Genomic DNA, 17,827 nt, shown 5'->3' on the forward strand with positions numbered 1-17,827 from the left:
ACGCGCGAGGGTGAAGCCATGACTGAATCGACCGGTAAAGTGAACCTGCTGGGTCTGACCCAGCCGCAACTGGAAAGCTTCTTCGAGTCCATCGGGGAGAAACGCTTCCGCGCCGGCCAGGTGATGAAGTGGATTCACCACTTCGGCGTCGAGGATTTCGACGCCATGAGCAATATCGGCAAGGCCTTGCGCGAAAAGCTCAAGGCCTCTGCCGAGATTCGCGGCCCGGAAGTGGTCAGCCAGGACATCTCCAGCGATGGCACCCGCAAGTGGGTGGTCCGCGTGGCCTCCGGCAGCTGCGTCGAAACCGTGTACATCCCGCAAGGCGGCCGTGGCACCCTCTGTGTCTCGTCCCAGGCCGGCTGCGCGCTGGACTGCAGCTTCTGTTCCACCGGCAAGCAGGGTTTCAACAGCGACCTCACCGCCGCCGAAGTGATCGGCCAGGTGTGGATCGCCAACAAGTCCTTCGGGACCATTCCCGCGAAGATCGACCGTGCCATCACCAACGTGGTGATGATGGGCATGGGCGAACCGCTGCTGAATTTCGACAACGTGGTCGCCGCCATGAACATCATGATGGACGACCTCGGCTATGGCATCTCCAAGCGCAAGGTGACCCTCTCCACCTCGGGCGTGGCGCCGATGATCGACAAGCTGGGCGAGGTGATCGACGTCTCCCTCGCGCTGTCGCTGCACGCGCCGAACGACCCGCTGCGCAACCAGCTGGTGCCGATCAACAAGAAGTATCCCCTGGCCGTGGTGCTCGACGCCTGCCGCCGCTACATCTCCCGACTGGGGGAAAAGCGTGTGCTGACCATCGAGTACACCCTGCTCAAGGACGTCAATGACCAGCCCGAACACGCCACCCAGATGATCGAGCTGCTCAAGGACTTCCCCTGCAAGATCAACCTGATTCCGTTCAATCCCTTCCCGCACTCCGGTTACGAGCGGCCGAGCAACAACGCCATCCGCCGCTTCCAGGACCTGTTGCACAAGGCCGGGCACAATGTCACCGTCCGCACCACTCGTGGCGACGACATCGATGCCGCCTGCGGCCAGCTGGTGGGCCAGGTCATGGATCGTACGCGCCGCAGCGAGCGCTATATCGCCGTGCGCCAGCTGAGTGCCGAGGCGGAGGCCTCCCGCGACGCCGCGAACCGGAACTAGAGAAGGACGCCCCATGACCCTGCGCGCTGCGCTGCTCATCGTTTCCACCGCATTGCTCGCGGCCTGCGTGTCGACCGGCCAGGTCGACCCGATGAAGACCCAGGAGGGTCGCGATGCAGCACGTGACGCCTATATCGAGCTGGGCATCGGCTACCTGAAGGAGGGTGCCACCGAGCGCGCCAAGGTTCCGTTGAAGCAGGCCCTGGAACTGGACCCGTCCAATCCCGCCGCCAACGCCGCCCTGGCCCTGGTGTTCCAGACCGAGATGGAACCGGATCTGGCCGACCAGCACTATCGCAAGGCCCTGTCCTCGGGTAACGATGCGCGAATCCTGAACAATTACGGCAGCTTCCTGTTCGAGCAAGGGCGTTACAAGGACGCCTACGCGCGTTTCCAGGAGGCCGCCGAGGACAATCTCTATCCCGAGCGCTCCCGGGTGTTCGAGAACCTGGGCCTGACCGCCCTGAAAATGAACGATCCGGCCCTGGCCAAGCAGCATTTCGACAAGGCCCTGCGCCTGAACCGCCAGCAGCCACGGGCGTTGCTGGAAATGGCCCAGCTGTCCTTCGATGAGAAACAGTACGTGCCGGCCCGGGACTTCTACCAGCGCTACTCCAGGATCGCCCCGCAGAGCGCTCGCAGCCTGTTGCTGGGAGCGCGACTGGCGACCATATTCGAAGACCGCGACCAGGCTGCCAGCCTCGGTCTGCAGTTGAAGCGACTCTATCCCGGCACGCCGGAATATCAGCAATACCTGTCGGAGCAATGATGAAAGCGTCGCATCCCGAAGCTGTAGCGGCGACCCGTGCCAACCCAGGCGAGACCCTGCGTCAGGGCCGTGTGGGCAAGGACTGGAGCCTGGGCGAGGTCGCCCGCCACCTCAACCTGACCGAGCAGGCCCTGCGTCAGCTCGAAGCAGGTGATTTCGACCAATTGCCGGGACATACCTTCGCCCGCGGCTACGTACGCGCCTACGCCAAGCTGCTGGGCATGGACCAGGCTGCCCTGGTGGCCGAGTTCGACCATTTCACCGGCACCGATGCCAAGGGCAGCAATGTGCACAGCCTGGGGCGCATCGAAGAGCCGGTGCGCCTGTCCCAGAGCGTGCTGCGCATCGTCAGCTTCATCATCCTGGTGGTCCTTGGGGCCGTGGGCTTCTTCTGGTGGCAGGAACATTCCAGCCGCAACGGCGATGAGGCCTCCAGCGTGAGCATCGAACACGTGGAAGTGGAAAGTGCCGACGGCACCACCCAGATCCATCCCCTCGATGAACCGGAAGACCAGGCTGTGGCCGAAGCCCGGGAGGGCCAGGCTCCGGCACCTGCCGAGGCCGCGCCGGAAGCGGCCGCCCAGCCCGCCCAGCCGCCGGCTGAAGGCGCCCCGGCAGCGCCGGTCGGCGAAACCGCGCCGGCGGCTCCCGCTGCGTCCGTCCAGGCCCCGGCCGTAGCGGCTGCGCCTGAGGTGCCGGCCGTCCAGCCTGCCGCGCCGGCCGCCGTGGCGCCCAGTGCGCCGGCCGCTGTCACGCCTGCCGTTCCCGCCGCCCCGGCAGCGCCTGCCGCAACCCCGGCAGCCGCCGCTCCTGCCGCGGCCCCGGTGGTCGCGGAGCAGGGGCAGGGCGTGGTGCGTATCCAGTTCACCGCCAATTGCTGGACCCAGGTCACCGATGCCAACGGCAAGGTGCTGGTCAGCGCCCTCAAGCGCACCGGAGACAGCCTGGAACTCGCCGGGAAGGCGCCGCTGGAAGTTCGCCTGGGCTTCGCCCGCGGCGCCCAGCTCAGCTACAACGGCCAGTCGGTCGATGTATCCCCTTACGTCCGTGGCGAAACCGCACGCCTGAAGTTGGGGCAATAAGCCATGCATTGCGAATCTCCGATCAAACGCCGCGCTTCGCGGAAAATCTGGGTCGGCTCGGTGCCGGTGGGCGGTGATGCGCCCATCGCCGTGCAGAGCATGACCAATACCGACACCTGCGACGTCGCCGCCACCGTTGGCCAGATCCAGCGCCTGGTGGATGCCGGCGTGGATATCGTCCGTGTGTCCGTGCCGGACATGGACGCCGCCGAGGCCTTCGGCCGCATCAAGCAGCAGGTCCAGGTACCGCTGGTGGCGGACATCCACTTCGATTACAAGATCGCCTTGCGCGTCGCCGAACTGGGCGTCGACTGCCTGCGCATCAACCCGGGCAACATCGGTCGCGAGGATCGCGTCAGGGCCGTGGTCGACGCTGCCCGTGACAAGGGCATCCCGATCCGTATCGGCGTCAACGCAGGTTCCTTGGAGAAGGACCTGCAGAAGAAGTACGGCGAGCCGACCCCCCAGGCCCTGGTGGAGTCCGCCCTGCGCCACGTCGAGCACCTCGACAAGCTGGACTTCCAGGACTTCAAGGTCAGCGTCAAGGCCTCCGACGTGTTCATGGCGGTGGAGGCCTACCGCCTGCTCGCCAAGCAGATCGTGCAACCCCTGCACCTGGGCATCACCGAAGCCGGCGGCCTGCGTTCCGGCACCGTGAAGTCCGCGGTGGGCCTGGGCATGCTGCTGGCCGAGGGCGTCGGCGACACCATCCGCATTTCCCTGGCGGCGGACCCGGTGGAAGAGGTCAAGGTCGGCTTCGACATCCTCAAGTCCCTGCACCTGCGCTCCCGTGGCATCAACTTCATCGCCTGCCCGAGCTGCTCGCGGCAGAACTTCGATGTGGTCAAGACCATGAACGAGCTGGAAGGCCGCCTCGAAGACCTGTTGGTGCCGATGGACGTGGCCGTGATCGGCTGCGTGGTCAACGGCCCGGGCGAGGCCAAGGAAGCCCATATCGGGCTGACCGGCGGCACCCCGAACAACCTGGTCTACATCGACGGCAAGCCAGCGCAGAAGCTGAACAACGACAACCTGGTGGACGAGCTGGAACGGCTCATCCGCGAAAAGGCGGCCGCCAAGGCCGAAGCTGACGCGGCACTGATCGCCCGTAGCTGAGATTAAGGAACCTTCGTGAGCAAGACCCTGCAAGCCATTCGTGGCATGAACGACATCCTGCCGGAGCAGACGCCCACCTGGCGTTACCTGGAGAACACCCTCGCCGAGCTGCTGGATGGCTATGGCTACCAGGAAATCCGCCTGCCGATCCTCGAGTTCACCGAGCTTTTCGCCCGCGGCATCGGCGAAGGCACCGACGTGGTCGACAAGGAGATGTACACCTTCCTCGACCGCAACGAAGAGTCCCTGACCCTGCGCCCCGAGGGCACCGCGAGTTGCGTGCGCGCCATGCTCGAGCATGGCCTGATCGGTGGCGGCCAGGTGCAGAAGCTCTGGTATGCCGGCCCCATGTTCCGCTACGAGAAGCCGCAGAAGGGGCGCTACCGCCAGTTCCACCAGATCGGTGTGGAAGTCTTCAACCTGCCCGGGCCGGACATCGATGCCGAGCTGATCGTGCTGACCTGGCGCCTGTGGCAGAAACTCGGCCTGGCCGACTCCGTCACCCTGCAGCTCAACAGCCTGGGTTCCAGCGAGGCCCGTGCCCGCTACCGCGACGCCCTGGTGGCCTACCTCCAGGAGCGTTACGACCTGCTCGACGAAGACAGCCAGCGGCGCCTGACCACCAACCCGCTGCGCATCCTCGACAGCAAGAACGGCGGCACCCAGGCCCTGCTGGTGGACGCGCCGACCCTGCACGACTACCTGGATGAGGAGTCCCTGGCCCACTTCGAGGGCCTCAAGGCGCGCCTGGACGCCGTGGGTATCCGTTACGAAATCAACCAGAAGCTGGTACGCGGTCTGGACTACTACGGCCGTACCGTCTTCGAGTGGGTGACCGACAAGCTCGGCGCCCAGGGCACCGTCTGTGCCGGCGGTCGTTACGACGGCCTGGTCAGCCAGTTCGGTGGCAAGCCGACTCCGGGCGTTGGCTTCGCCATGGGCGTGGAGCGCCTGGTGCTGCTGCTGGAAACCCTGGGCCTGGTGCCGGAAGAGCTGAACAGCCCGGCCGATCTCTACATCTGTGCCTTTGGCGAGCCGGCCGAACTGGCCGCGCTGTCCCTGGCCGAACGCCTGCGCGATGCGCTGCCGGGCCTGCGCCTGCTGGTCAACGCCGCGGGCGGCAGCTTCAAGAGCCAGTTCAAGAAGGCTGACAAGAGCGGTGCCCGTTACGCACTGATCCTGGGGGACGACGAACTGGCCAAGCGCGTGGTAGGTTGCAAGCCGCTGCGCGACGACAGCGAACAACAAAGCATTGCCTGGGATGCTCTGGCCGAGCATCTCGCAGCCTGCCTGAAGCGGGCTTGAGCATCCAAAGATCAGGAGTACGGGGTTAAGCATGCAGACTGAAGAAGAACAGATTGCGCAGTTCAGGGACTGGTGGCAGCGCAACGGCAAACCCATGCTCACTGGCGGCGCACTGGCGCTGGTAGTGGTCTTCGGCTGGCAGGCCTGGCAGAAGTACCAGACCAACCAGTCCCAGGGCGCGTCCATCGTCTACCAGCAACTGCTGGAGACCGCGCTGAACCCCAGCGGTACCCCCGATTCCGCCAAGGTGGCGGAGCTTGCCGGCAAGCTGAAGAGCGACTTCGGCGGCACCCATTACGCCCAGTACGGCAGCCTGTTCGTGGCCAAGGTCGCGGTCGAGTCCGGCAAGCTGGACGATGCCGCTGCGGAACTCAAGTCGGTGCTCGACAAGCCCGCCGACGCGACCCTGGGCGAGCTGGCCCGCCAGCGCCTGGCCCGTGTCCTGGCTGCCCAGGGCAAGGTCGAGGACGCCCTCAAGCTGCTGGACGGCGACGCCGACAAGGCCTTCCTCGCCAGCCGCGAAGAACTCAAGGGTGACCTGCTGGTCCAGCTGGGCCGCACCGATGACGCGCATGCCGCCTACCAGAAGGCGAAGGACGCGCTGCCCGAGGACGCCGCCGTGGGCGGCCTGCAGATGAAGCTCGACGACCTGGCAAAAGGGGACGCGTGACGTGATGCGCTGGAAGAATGCCGCAGTGCTGGCCCTGGCCATCCTGGCCGTGGGCTGCAGCAGCAACAGCAAGAAGGAACTGCCGCCGGCCGAGCTGCCCGATATCACCGAGGAAGTGAAGCTGGACAAGGGCTGGAGCCGCTCCATCGGCGATGGCCAGGGCGAGAGCTACAACCTGCTGGTGCCCGCCATCGATGGCGACACCATCTACGCTTCCGACGTCAACGGTGAGGTCATGGCGATCAATCGCTTCAATGGCGACGTGATCTGGAAGCAGGACCTCGAACTGCCGGTCTCCGGCGCGGTGGGCGTGGGCTACGGCCTGGTCATGCTGGGAACCCTGAAGGGCGAAGTCATCGCCCTGGACGCGAGCAACGGCGAGGAACGCTGGCGTGCGCGGGTCAACGGCGAAGTGCTCGCCCCGCCGGCCAACAACGGTGACGTGGTGGTGGTGCAGACCCAGAACGACACCCTGTTCGGCTTCGACGCCGCCACCGGCAACCAGCGCTGGATCTACGAGAACACCCCGGCGGTGCTGACCCTGCGTGGTACCGGCGCGCCGATCGTGACCAACAACCTGGCCGTGGCCGGCCTCTCCACCGGCAAGGTGCTCGCCCTGGACATCCAGCGCGGCATTCCGGTCTGGGAGCAGCGCGTGGCCGTGCCCCAGGGCCGTTCCGAGCTGGACCGTGTGGTGGATATCGACGGCGGCCTGCTGCTGTCCGGCGGCACCCTCTACCTGGTCACCTATCAGGGCCGCGTCGCCGCCCTGGACCTGGAAAGCGGCCGCGTGCTCTGGCAGCGCGAGGCGTCCAGCTACGCCGGCGTCGCCCAGGGCTTTGGCAACGTCTACGTGAGCCTGGCCAATGGCACCGTGGAAGGCGTGGATGAGCGTTCCGCCTCCGCCCTGTGGAGCAACGACGCCCTGGCCCGCCGCCAGTTGTCCGCTCCGGAAGTCTTCTCCAGCTACGTGGCCGTGGGTGACTTCGAAGGCTACCTGCACCTGCTGAGCCAGGTGGACGGCCATTTCGTCGGCCGTGCGAAGATCGACGGCGACGGCCTGCGTGCCCGTCCGCTGGTGGTCGGCGAATGGATGTATGCCTATGGCAATGGCGGCAAGCTGGTCGGCCTGACCATCCGCTAAGCTCAAGGCTGATGTGTGGCCGCTGTCGTCAAACGGCAGCGGCCTTTGTGTTTTCTGAAATAACCAGTGGAGAGCCTCATGGTTCCCGTAATCGCCCTGGTGGGTCGGCCCAACGTCGGCAAGTCCACCCTGTTCAACCGCCTGACCAAGACCCGCAACGCGATTGTCGCGGAATACGCCGGTCTGACCCGTGACCGCCAGTACGGCGAGGCGAAGTGGCAGGGTCGCACCTATATCGTCATCGATACCGGGGGTATCTCCGGCGACGAGGAAGGCATCGATGCCAAGATGGCCGAGCAGTCCCTGCAGGCCATCGAGGAGGCCGATGCGGTGCTGTTCATGGTCGACTCCCGCGCCGGCATGACCGCCGCCGACCAGATGATCGCCGAGCACCTGCGCAAGCGGAACAAGCGCAGCTTCCTCGTCGCCAACAAGGTCGATACCGTCGATCCGGACATCGCTCGTGCCGAGTTCAGCCCCCTGGGCCTGGGCGACGCCCTGCCGATCGCCGCCGCCCATGGCCGTGGCATCAGCCAGATGCTCCAGGCTGCACTGGGTGAATTCCCCCGTGACGACGGCGCCGATGAAGAAGAGGCCGCCGAGGCCGAGGAAGTCGCCGAAGGCGAAGAGGCCAAGCGCATCCCCGGCCCGAGCGAAAAGGACGGCATCAAGATCGCCATCATCGGCCGCCCCAACGTCGGCAAGTCCACCCTGGTCAACCGCATGCTCGGCGAGGAGCGGGTGATCGTCTATGACCAGGCCGGCACCACCCGCGACAGCATCTACATTCCCTTCGAGCGCAACGAAGAGAAGTACACCCTGATCGACACCGCCGGCGTGCGCCGTCGCGGCAAGATCTTCGAGGCGGTGGAAAAGTTCTCCGTGGTGAAAACCCTGCAGGCCATCCAGGACGCCAACGTGGTGATCTTCGTGATGGACGCCCGCGAAGGCGTGGTCGAGCATGACCTCAACCTGCTCGGCTTCGTGCTGGAAACCGGCCGTGCGCTGGTCATCGCCCTGAACAAGTGGGACGGCATGGAGCCCGGCGAGCGCGACTACGTGAAGACCGAGCTGGAGCGCCGGCTGTTCTTCGTCGATTTCGCCGACATCCACTTCATCTCCGCGCTGCATGGCACCGGCGTCGGTCACCTGTACAAGTCGGTGCAGGAGTCCTTCCGCTCGGCCATCACCCGCTGGCCCACCAGTCGCCTGACCCAGATCCTCGAGGACGCGGTGCAGGAGCACCAGCCTCCGCTGGTCAACGGCCGCCGCATCAAGCTGCGCTACGCCCACCTGGGCGGTGCCAACCCGCCGCTGATCGTGATCCACGGCAACCAGGTGGAGTCGGTGCCCAAGTCCTACTCGCGCTACCTGGAAAACACCTACCGGCGCGTGCTCAAGCTGGTCGGCACGCCGATCCGCATCGAGTACAAGGGCGGCGAGAACCCCTACGAGGGCAAGAAGAACACCCTGACCGAGCGCCAGGTGAACAAGAAGCGCCGCCTCATGTCGCACCACAAGAAGGCCGAGAAGAAGCGCCGCGACAAGAAGCGCTGATACCGGCTGGAATGGAGGAGGGCGCCCACGGGCGCCCTTTTTCGTTCCCAAGGCTTCACTTTGGGCGGAATTCATTCTTTCGTAGGAGCGAGCTCTGCTCGCGAATGGCGCAGGCACAACGTTTCGCGAGCAGAGCTCGCTCCTACAGGAGTATTCCTGTGGTCGCGAAACCCCCTCAAGGCTTAAGCTATGGGCCACCTTTCCCATTCGCCAACAGCCGGATTGCAATGATCACCAGCAAGTTGCCCAACGTCGGCACCACCATCTTCACCCGCATGTCCCAGCTCGCCGCCGAAGTCGGCGCCATCAACCTGTCCCAGGGCTTCCCGGACTTTTCCGCACCGACCGCCCTGTGCGAGGCGGTCGGCCAGCACATCGCCGCCGGACACAACCAGTACGCCCCGATGACCGGCCTGCCGGCCCTGCGCGAGCAGGTGGCGGCCAAGGTGGCCGCCTTCTACGGCCGCCAGGTCAGCGCCGACGCGGAGGTGACCATCACCCCCGGCGCCACCGAGGCCATCTTCTGCGCCATCCAGGCCGTGGTGCGTTCCGGCGACGAGGTTATCGTCCTCGACCCCTGCTACGACAGCTACGAGCCCTCGGTGGAACTGGCCGGCGGCCGTTGCGTGCATGTGCCCCTTGCGCTGCCGGGCTTCTCCATCGACTGGCAACGGATGCGGGATGCCCTCAGCCCGCGCACTCGCATGATCATCCTCAACAGCCCGCACAACCCCAGCGGCGCGCTGATTTCCCGCGCCGAGCTGGACCAGCTGGCCGAACTGATCCGCGACCGCGACATCTACCTGGTGTCGGACGAGGTCTACGAACACCTGGTGTTCGACGGTGTCGGCCACGTCAGCGTGCTGGCCCATGATGAGCTCTATGCCCGCGCCTTCGTGGTCAGCTCCTTCGGCAAGACCTACCACGTCACCGGCTGGAAGACTGGCTACGTGGTTGCGCCGCCGGCGCTGTCCGCCGAGCTGCGCAAGGTCCACCAATACGTCAACTTCTGCGGCGTCACCCCGCTGCAGTGGGCGCTGGCCGACTTCATGGCGGCCCACCCGGAACACCTTGCCGAGCTGCCGGGCTTCTACCAGGCCAAGCGCGACCTGTTCTGCGACCTGCTGGCCGACTCGCGCTTCCAGTTCACCCGCGCCGCCGGCACCTATTTCCAGCTGGTGGACTACAGCGCCATCCGTGATGACCTGGACGACGTCGCCATGTCTGAATGGTTGACCCGCGAGCACGGCGTAGCCGCCATCCCGGTCTCGGTGTTCTACCAGCAGGCGCCCAAGGACCTGCGCCTGGTGCGCTTCTGCTTCGCCAAACGGGAGGAGACGCTGCGTCAGGCAGCGGAGAAACTATGCGCGATCTGACCACGCTGCCCGACCTCAAGCTGGCCCTGGTGCAGACCACCCTGGCCTGGCACGACTGCGCCGCCAACCACGCTCATTTCGAAGCGCTGCTGGAGCAGGCCAAGGGTGCCGACCTGATCGTCCTGCCGGAGATGTTCACCACCGGTTTCTCCATGGATTCGGAGGCCCTTGCCGAGCCCGAGCAGGGCCCGACCCACGCCTGGCTGCACGGGCAGGCCCGGCGCCTGGATGCGGTGATCACCGGCAGCGTGATCATCCAGGCCGCCGACGGCAGCCACCGCAATCGCCTGCTCTGGGCGCGGCCGGACGGCGAGGTGCTGCACTACGACAAACGTCATCTGTTCCGCATGGCCGGCGAGCACAAGCACTACACCCCCGGCGAGACCCAGGCGCTGTTCGAGGTCAAGGGCTGGCGGGTGCGTCCGCTGATCTGCTACGACCTGCGCTTCCCGGTGTGGAGCCGCGACCCCCATGACACCGACCTGCTGCTCTACACCGCCAATTGGCCGGCCGCCCGCCGCCATCACTGGAATCGTCTGCTGCCGGCGCGCGCCATCGAGAACCTCTGCTACGTGGCGGCGGTGAACCGGGTGGGTGCCGACGGCAAGGGCTACGCCTACAGCGGCGACAGCCAGGTGCTGGATTTCCAGGGCGAAAGCCTGCTGGATGCCGGAGATGCCGATGGCGTGTTCTCCATCGGTCTGTCCGCTGCGCAATTGGCGGCCTACCGCGAGCGATTCCCGGCGATGCGCGATGCGGATGGCTTCGACCTGCACCTCTGAGAGCGGGGTAGGAGCATGAGCGAACACAAGCCGCTGCCGGCCGCGGGCAATCTGCTGGTGGCGGGCGAGAAGGTCTACAACACGCCGGTGGAAGTCACCCTGGCGGTGATCGGCGGCAAGTGGAAGTCGCTGCTGGTCTACCACCTGATGCCCGAAGCGCGGCGCTTTTCCGAGCTCAAGCGACTGGTGCCGGGCATCACCGAGAAGATGCTGGCCCAGCAGCTGCGCGAGCTGGAGCGCGATGGCATCGTCTCGCGCACCGTCTACGCCGAGGTGCCGCCGCGGGTGGAATACCGCCTGACCGAGCATGGCCTCAGCCTCAAGCCGGTGCTGGATTCCATGTGCGCCTGGGGCAAGTGCCACTGGCAGCAGCAGGGGTAGGAACCAGGCCGACGTGGTGGAAATCCGCCACACGGATTTCCACCCTACGTGTAGACATCCAGTGGATGTAGGGTGGATGTAGGGGGATAGCGCTTTTCTATCCACCAGCTCTTCAAAAAAGAAAACCCCGCCGAATGGCAGGGTTTTTCTTTGCGGCATCAGCCTCAGGCCGCTTCGGCCTCGGCCTGGCTCAGGGCGCGGTTGAGGGCGCTGAACAGGGCGCGGAAGCTGGCGGTGGTGAGGTTCTCGTCGATGCCGATACCGTGCAGCGCACGGCCGCCGTTTACGCGCAGCTCGATGTAGGCCGCGGCCTTGGCGTTGGTGCCGGCGCCGATGGCGTGTTCGGAGTAGTCCATGATCTCCACCTTCACCGGCAGGCTGGCCACCAGGGCTTCCAGCGGGCCCTTGCCCATGCCGCGCAGGTGTTGGGTCTCGCCCTTGACCTGGACTTCGATGTCCACGGCGCTGGTGCCGTTCTCTTCCTGCAGGCGATGGCCTTTCAGGGCGAAGGGACTGCTGGCCTGCAGGTATTCGCTGTCCAGCAACTGGTAGATCTGCTGGGCGGTCATTTCCAGGCCCAGGCGATCGGTTTCCTTCTGCACCACCTGGCTGAACTCGATCTGCATGCGGCGCGGCAGGCTGATGCCGTACTCCTGCTCCAGCAGGAAGGTGATGCCGCCCTTGCCGGACTGGCTGTTCACCCGGATTACCGCCTCGTAGCTGCGGCCGATGTCGGCCGGGTCGATCGGCAGGTAGGGCACTTCCCACAGGGCATCTTCCTGCTGCTGGGCGAAGCCCTTGCGGATGGCGTCCTGGTGGGAGCCGGAGAAGGCGGTGTGCACCAGGTCGCCCACGTAGGGGTGGCGTGGGTGGACCGGCAGCTGGTTGCACTCTTCCACCACCTTGCGCACGGCGTCGATGTCGGAGAAGTCCAGCAGCGGGTGCAGGCCCTGGGTGTACATGTTCAGCGCCACGGTCACCAGGTCGACGTTGCCGGTGCGCTCGCCGTTGCCGAACAGGCAGCCTTCCACGCGGTCGGCGCCGGCCATCAGGCCCAGCTCGGTGGCGGCGACGCCGGTGCCACGGTCATTGTGGGTGTGCAGGCTGATGATCACCGAGTCGCGGCGGCTGATGTGGCGTCCGAACCATTCGATCTGGTCGGCGTACACGTTCGGCGTGGCGCATTCCACGGTGGCCGGCAGGTTGAGGATGATCTTCTTCTCCGGGGTCGGTTGCCAGACGCCGATCACGGCGTCGCAGACCTGCACGGCGAAGTCCAGCTCGGTGGAGCTGAAGATTTCGGGGGAGTACTGGAAGGTCCAGTCGGTTTCCGGCTGCTTGGCCGCCAGTTCCTTGATCAGGGTGGCCGCCTTCACGGCGATGTCGATCACGCCGGCCTTGTCCTGGTTGAAGACGATACGGCGGAAGGACGGCGCGGTGGCATTGTAGACGTGGACGATGGCCTTCTTCGCACCCTTCAGGGATTCGAAGGTGCGGGTGATCAGGTCTTCGCGGGCCTGGGTCAGCACCTGGATGGTCACGTCATCCGGGATATGGCCGCCTTCGATCAGTTCGCGGACGAAGTTGAAATCGGTATCCGAGGCGGACGGGAAGGCTACCTCGATTTCCTTCAGGCCCACCTGCACCAGCGTCTTGAAGAAGCGCATCTTCTTCTGCGCGTCCATCGGCTCGATCAGCGACTGGTTGCCGTCGCGCAGGTCGGAGCTGCACCAGATCGGCACTTCGGTGATGGTCTTCGAAGGCCAGGTGCGGTCCGGCAGGTCGATGGCCGGGAATGCGCGGTACTTGCGGGACGGGTCTTTCAGCATGCTCATGGGGCAAATCCTTTTTACTGCGGGCCTTTGGATGGAAGGCCAGGCATTGAAATCGGCAGGTGTGGCGGAGGCGGGTTTCAGCCACGCAGTCGTGGGCTGACCAGTCGCAGGCAGGCGTGTTGACGCAGAAGGATGAGGGTGTGTGCGGTTTTCATAGGGGCTAACCCTATTCATCGTGAGTGAATATGGCAAGCATCGCGGAAAAAATGGTGAAAAAGAGCGCAATAAAGTGCGGTGAAGGAAGTTATTGCGCAACTTATGGTGTTTTCTCGATTTGATTGCGCTTTCGGTTTCGGCGACCGTGGCCGGCCCGCGAAATGCCCCGTGCCGGGCAATTCGCGGGCAGCTCGCTGGTCACTCCGCTGCTGGCAGGCGCAGTGCGCGCATGTCCGCGCCGCCGGGGTGCTGGAACACCCGCAGGCCGAACTCGGGGAGGATCGCCAGCAGGTGGTCGAAGATGTCCGACTGGATGGCCTCGTAGCGAGACCAGGCGGTGGTGGCGGTGAAGCAGTACAGCTCCAGGGGCAGGCCGTCGGCACCGGGCGCCAGCTGGCGGACCATCAGGGTCATGTCCTGACGGATGTCGGCGTTCGCTCGCAGGTAGTTTTCCACATAGGCGCGGAAGGTGCCGAGGTTGGTCAGCTGGCGGCTGTTGACTGGCAGGCGGAGGGCCTCGTCCAGCTGGCTGTTCCAGCTGAGCAGCTCGCTTTCCTTGGCCTTGAGGTAGCCGTCCAGCAGCCGGAAGCCGTGCAGGCGGGCGATGTCTTCCTGGCTGAGGAAGCGCACGCTGTTCTGGTCCAGGTAGAGGCAGCGCTTGATCCGTCGCCCGCCGGATTCCTGCATGCCGCGCCAGTTCTTGAAGGAATCGGTGATGAAGCGCTTGGTGGGGATGGTGGTGATGGTCTTGTCCCAGTTCTGCACCTTGACCGTGTGCAGGGCGATGTCGATCACGTCGCCGTCGGCGTTGAGCTGCGGCATCTCCACCCAGTCGCCGACGCGGATGATGTCGCTGGAGGTGATCTGCACGCTGGCCACCAGCGACAGCAGGGTGTCCTGGAAGATCAGCATCAGCACCGCGGCCATGGCGCCGAGACCCGAGAGCAGGATCAGCGGCGAGCGGTCGATCAGGCTGGCGATCATCAGGATGGTGGCGATGGCGAAGATGGCGATCTTCAGCACCTGCAGATAGCCCTTGATGGGCCTCAGGTGTGCGTCTTCGCGGCGCTGGTAGAGGTCGTTGGCGATGGTCAGCGTGGCGCTCAGGGCCAGGGCGACGGTCAGGATGATGAAGGCAGCGCAGACGTTGGTCACCACCGTCACCAGGGTGTCCGGCAGGTTGGGGACGACCTTTACCCCGCCGGCCAGCACCAGCGCCGGCACTATGTTGGCCAGGCGCTTGACCAGGCCATGGTCCGGAATCTGCGCGTGGCGGCCGTAGGCTATGACGCCGGCGGCATGGAACAGGCCGCGGACCAGGATGCGCTTGACTATCCAGTTGGACAGCCAGGCCACCAGGACCAGGAAAGTGGAGGCGACTATGGTGTGCAGCTCGTCATGCTGCCGCAACCAGTCGAGCCAGGAGGTGATTTCGCTATGCATGGGCTACTCCCTGTAACGGATCGGCTTGGCTGGGGCTGACCCCGGAACCGACGGACCTTAGCAAACCCCTTGCCGTGTACCCAAGGCCGCGCCCTGTGCGCGGCTGTAGGATCAGGGCTTGTAGGCGCCGATGAAAATGGCCGGGTCCACCCGCACGTCGTTGAGGCTGACGTTCCAGTGCATGTGCGGCCCGGTGGCGCGGCCGGTGGCGCCGACCCGGCCCACCACCCCGCCCCGGGGCAACTGCTGGCCGAGTTTCACATCCACCTTCGACATGTGGCAGAACATGCTGATCAGGCCCTGGCCGTGGTCGACGAATACCGTGCGGCCATTGAAGAAGTAGTCGCCGATGAGGATCACCTTGCCCGCCGCCGGGGCCTTGATCGGGGTGCCGGCACCCACCGCGAAGTCCAGGCCGGAGTGCGGATTGCGCTCTTCGCCATTGAAGAAGCGGCGCAGGCCGAAGGGGCTGGACAGCGGGCCGTCCACCGGCTTGTCGAACAACAGGTTGCTCGGCGTGCCGGGGCTGAAGCGGCGGTAGGCGGTGGTCTGCTCGGCCAGTTCGCGGTCGATGCGCTCGAGGTCTTCCGGCAGCGGGTTCACCTGGCGGGTATTGGCCAGTTTGATGCGCTGCTCGCGGTAGGTCCGCGTGCCGACGCTGAAGGCCAGGCGGCGTCCGTCGCTCACCTCGATCCGCTGTTGCCCGGCGTTGGTATCGAGGGGGATCCCGACTATGGCGATCCAGTCGCGGCCCTCTTCCTTCACCACCAGTACCGGCTTGCCCTGGAAGCGCGCGGTCGGCGCCTGGGCGCCGCTGCCCAGCTGGACCACTGCCACGCCGCCGGGCACCGGCTTGTTCAGCAGGCGGGTGATGAAGCCTTCGGCGTGGACGGGGAGGGCGAGGCAGAGGAGCAGGGCGGTGAGCAGGCGCATGGTCAGTCCAGCAGGGAAAGGTTCACGGGGGTGAGGTGATTGTCTTCGACGCGGACGTCCAGTTCGCCTTCACCCAGGCGGGCCTTGAGGCGCTGGCCGGGGCGCGTCTGGCTGGCGGCGCGGATGGCCTGGCCGCGTTCGTCGAGGAGGATGCTGTAGCCGCGCCCGAGGGTGGCCAGGGGGCTGACCACGTGCAGGGTCTGGGCCAGGGCGTCGAGGCGCTGGCGGCGATCCTTGAGGGCGTCGCGGGCAGCGCGGGGCAAGCGGGTGGCGAGGCCGTCCAGCTTCTGCCGCAGCAGGGCCAGGGTGCGCCCCGGATGCTGCGCGGCGAGGCGGGTGTCCAGGCGCGCCAGGCGCTCGTGGCGCACCTGTTGCTGACGTTCGAAGGCGCGGCGCAGGCGCATGTCCAGGTCGTCCAGGCGCTGGGCTTGCTGGCGCAGCCGCTCGCCGGGGTGGCGCAGGCGCCGGAACAGACCATCCAGGCGCAGGCGTTCGCGCATCAGGCGGTCCTGCAGGCGCAGGACCAAACGTCGGTGCAGGCTGTCGAGGCGCTGCTGCAGGTCCCCGGCATCCGGCGCCAGCAGCTCGGCGGCCGCCGAGGGCGTCGGGGCGCGTACGTCGGCGACGAAATCACTGATGGAGACATCCGTCTCATGGCCCACGGCGCTGACGATGGGTGTGCGGCAGGCAGCCACGGCACGGGCCACGGCTTCCTCGTTGAAGCACCAGAGGTCTTCCAGGGAACCACCGCCCCTGGCCAGGATCAGCGCATCGAAACCCTGGGCATCGGCCAGGGCCAGGGCTCGGACGATCTGCGCGGTGGCTTCGCGCCCCTGCACGGCGGTGGGCACCAGGGTCAGCCGGACCTGGGGGGCGCGGCGGCGGAACACACTGATGATGTCGCGGATCACCGCCCCGGTGGGCGAGCTGACGATGCCGATGCGTTGCGGGTGGGCCGGCAGCGGGCGTTTGCGTTCGGCGGAGAACAGGCCCTCGGCGGCGAGCTTCTCCTTCAGCGCCTCGAAAGCCAGGCGCAGGGCGCCGTCGCCGGCCGGCTCCACGGCGTCGGCGATCAGCTGGTAGTCGCCGCGGCCCTCGAACAGCGAGACCTTGCCGCGCACCCGCACGGCCAGGCCATCGCGCAGGGCCTGGCGCACGCGCTGGGCGTTCTGCCGGAACAGGGCGCAGCGCACCTGGGCCTGGGCGTCCTTGAGGGTGAAGTAAAGGTGGCCTGAGGCGGGGCGGGCGAGGTTGGAAATCTCGCCTTCCACCCAGACCTGCGGGAACACGTCCTCCAGCAGGTGGCGGGCGCGTTGGTTGAGCTGGCTGACGGTCAGCACCTCGCGATCGAGGCCGAGCCGCTGGAAGGGGTCATTGATCATGGGCGGGGATGATAATGGCTTTGCCGCCATGCGCCATAGTTGACGGGTGAGGGGGGGCGGTTAACCTGCGCGCCCCTTCCATCGCCGCAGGAGTCCGACATGGAATCGAGCCAGTTGATCATAGTGCCGCAGATATCCAGCGTGCCCGGGCACCAGGTCCTGGCCGGGCGCATGCTGCGCTGGCTGGCCCAGCGCGACGTGGTCGAGGCGCTGCCCAGCACCTGTGGCCTGCGCGGCAATCGCATGGCCTACGCCATCGCCGCCGGTGCGCGGCAAGTGGTGGAGCATCCGCGGCGCCTGCCCTTCGGTCAGAAGGTTAACGGCCTCGAACTGGTGGACAAGCGCTGCATCTACACGCCTACGCGCGATTTTCTCAATGAAGCGGGCTGCCCGGAATGCCGCCAGGAGGTCGGCGAGCCATTGTTCGAGAGCCTGGAAGACTGGTGGCCGGGGCACACCGATAACTTCACCTGCCCGGAATGCGGCTTCGAGGACGACATCAACGGTTTCCTCTTCCTGCAGCCCTGCGGCTTTTCCAACCTGGGTTTCATCTTCAACGGCTGGGGTGAAACGGCCTTCACCCAGGGTTTTCTCGATGCCTTTGGCGAGCGCCTGGGCTTCGCTGTGCGGCAGGTGCGGACGAACGGTTGAGCCCTGGGGAGCGTTTCAGCTGGCTTTTGGCCAACGGATTTCTGCAGGAGCCGACGGGCCTGGCACGTTTTTTTCACG

Annotated in this window: 16 protein-coding genes; 12 read left to right on the top strand and 4 right to left on the bottom strand. The window is 66.0% G+C overall.

Annotated features, from left to right (window positions below; genetic code table 11):
- The first annotated feature begins 18 nt into the window (after positions 1 to 18).
- The 11 genes from rlmN to ACFPU0_RS00730 all read left to right on the top strand — a co-directional run bounded on the left by rlmN (position 19) and on the right by ACFPU0_RS00730 (position 11,349).
- Positions 19 to 1,167, top strand: coding sequence for a 23S rRNA (adenine(2503)-C(2))-methyltransferase RlmN (gene rlmN, locus ACFPU0_RS00680; protein WP_377690864.1), 1,149 nt, complete (start codon positions 19 to 21; stop codon positions 1,165 to 1,167).
- Positions 1,168 to 1,180: 13 nt separating this feature from the next.
- Positions 1,181 to 1,936 (top strand): type IV pilus biogenesis/stability protein PilW, encoded by a 756-nt coding sequence (gene pilW / locus ACFPU0_RS00685; RefSeq protein ID WP_377690865.1) that lies wholly within the window; start codon positions 1,181 to 1,183, stop codon positions 1,934 to 1,936.
- Complete coding sequence (locus ACFPU0_RS00690) at positions 1,933 to 3,018, top strand: RodZ domain-containing protein (protein WP_377690866.1); 1,086 nt, start codon at positions 1,933 to 1,935, stop codon at positions 3,016 to 3,018. The genes pilW and ACFPU0_RS00690 overlap by 4 nt, the downstream gene beginning before the upstream one ends.
- A 3-nt stretch (positions 3,019 to 3,021) precedes the next feature.
- Positions 3,022 to 4,134, top strand: a complete 1,113-nt coding sequence (gene ispG / locus ACFPU0_RS00695; RefSeq protein WP_377690867.1) for a flavodoxin-dependent (E)-4-hydroxy-3-methylbut-2-enyl-diphosphate synthase — start codon at positions 3,022 to 3,024, stop codon at positions 4,132 to 4,134.
- Between the two features lie 15 nt (positions 4,135 to 4,149).
- Positions 4,150 to 5,439, top strand: coding sequence for a histidine--tRNA ligase (gene hisS, locus ACFPU0_RS00700; RefSeq protein WP_377690868.1), 1,290 nt, complete (start codon positions 4,150 to 4,152; stop codon positions 5,437 to 5,439).
- 31 nt (positions 5,440 to 5,470) lie between these two features.
- Positions 5,471 to 6,109: a YfgM family protein gene (locus tag ACFPU0_RS00705; RefSeq protein ID WP_377690869.1), complete on the top strand. Its 639-nt coding sequence runs from the start codon at positions 5,471 to 5,473 to the stop codon at positions 6,107 to 6,109.
- Between the two features lies 1 nt (position 6,110).
- Entirely contained in the window at positions 6,111 to 7,253 is a 1,143-nt protein-coding gene (bamB, locus tag ACFPU0_RS00710) for an outer membrane protein assembly factor BamB (RefSeq protein WP_377690870.1), read from the top strand.
- A gap of 78 nt (positions 7,254 to 7,331) precedes the next feature.
- A complete protein-coding gene (gene der, locus ACFPU0_RS00715) occupies positions 7,332 to 8,810 on the top strand; it encodes a ribosome biogenesis GTPase Der (protein WP_377690871.1) in 1,479 nt (492 codons plus the stop codon).
- Between the two features lie 227 nt (positions 8,811 to 9,037).
- Positions 9,038 to 10,186 carry a pyridoxal phosphate-dependent aminotransferase gene (locus tag ACFPU0_RS00720; protein WP_377690872.1) on the top strand — a complete coding sequence of 383 codons (1,149 nt, stop codon included), beginning with the start codon at positions 9,038 to 9,040 and terminating at the stop codon, positions 10,184 to 10,186.
- Complete coding sequence (locus tag ACFPU0_RS00725; RefSeq protein ID WP_377690873.1) at positions 10,174 to 10,968, top strand: amidohydrolase; 795 nt, start codon at positions 10,174 to 10,176, stop codon at positions 10,966 to 10,968. Before ACFPU0_RS00720 ends, ACFPU0_RS00725 begins: the two co-directional genes overlap by 13 nt.
- Positions 10,969 to 10,983: 15 nt before the next feature.
- Positions 10,984 to 11,349: a winged helix-turn-helix transcriptional regulator gene (locus ACFPU0_RS00730; protein ID WP_377690874.1), complete on the top strand. Its 366-nt coding sequence runs from the start codon at positions 10,984 to 10,986 to the stop codon at positions 11,347 to 11,349.
- A gap of 164 nt (positions 11,350 to 11,513) precedes the next feature.
- Here ACFPU0_RS00730 and leuA read toward each other — a convergent pair whose 3' ends face one another.
- From leuA to xseA, 4 genes are all read right to left on the bottom strand, one after another.
- Positions 11,514 to 13,184 carry a 2-isopropylmalate synthase gene (gene leuA / locus ACFPU0_RS00735; protein WP_377690875.1) on the bottom strand — a complete coding sequence of 557 codons (1,671 nt, stop codon included), beginning with the start codon at positions 13,182 to 13,184 and terminating at the stop codon, positions 11,514 to 11,516.
- A 354-nt stretch (positions 13,185 to 13,538) separates the two neighbouring features.
- Positions 13,539 to 14,783 carry a mechanosensitive ion channel family protein gene (locus ACFPU0_RS00740; RefSeq protein WP_377690876.1) on the bottom strand — a complete coding sequence of 415 codons (1,245 nt, stop codon included), beginning with the start codon at positions 14,781 to 14,783 and terminating at the stop codon, positions 13,539 to 13,541.
- A gap of 111 nt (positions 14,784 to 14,894) precedes the next feature.
- Positions 14,895 to 15,716, bottom strand: coding sequence for a peptidoglycan DD-metalloendopeptidase family protein (locus ACFPU0_RS00745; RefSeq protein WP_377690877.1), 822 nt, complete (start codon positions 15,714 to 15,716; stop codon positions 14,895 to 14,897).
- Between the two features lie 2 nt (positions 15,717 to 15,718).
- Positions 15,719 to 17,098 carry an exodeoxyribonuclease VII large subunit gene (gene xseA / locus ACFPU0_RS00750; protein WP_377690878.1) on the bottom strand — a complete coding sequence of 460 codons (1,380 nt, stop codon included), beginning with the start codon at positions 17,096 to 17,098 and terminating at the stop codon, positions 15,719 to 15,721.
- 99 nt (positions 17,099 to 17,197) lie between these two features.
- On the opposite strand from xseA, the gene ACFPU0_RS00755 reads away from it, so the two are divergent.
- Positions 17,198 to 17,749 carry a sugar ABC transporter ATPase gene (locus ACFPU0_RS00755; RefSeq protein ID WP_377690879.1) on the top strand — a complete coding sequence of 184 codons (552 nt, stop codon included), beginning with the start codon at positions 17,198 to 17,200 and terminating at the stop codon, positions 17,747 to 17,749.
- The last annotated feature ends 78 nt before the right edge of the window (positions 17,750 to 17,827 follow it).

The organism is Pseudomonas sp. GCM10022186 (genome assembly GCF_042656385.1).
In the GTDB taxonomy this organism is placed as follows: Bacteria; Pseudomonadota; Gammaproteobacteria; order Pseudomonadales; family Pseudomonadaceae; genus Metapseudomonas.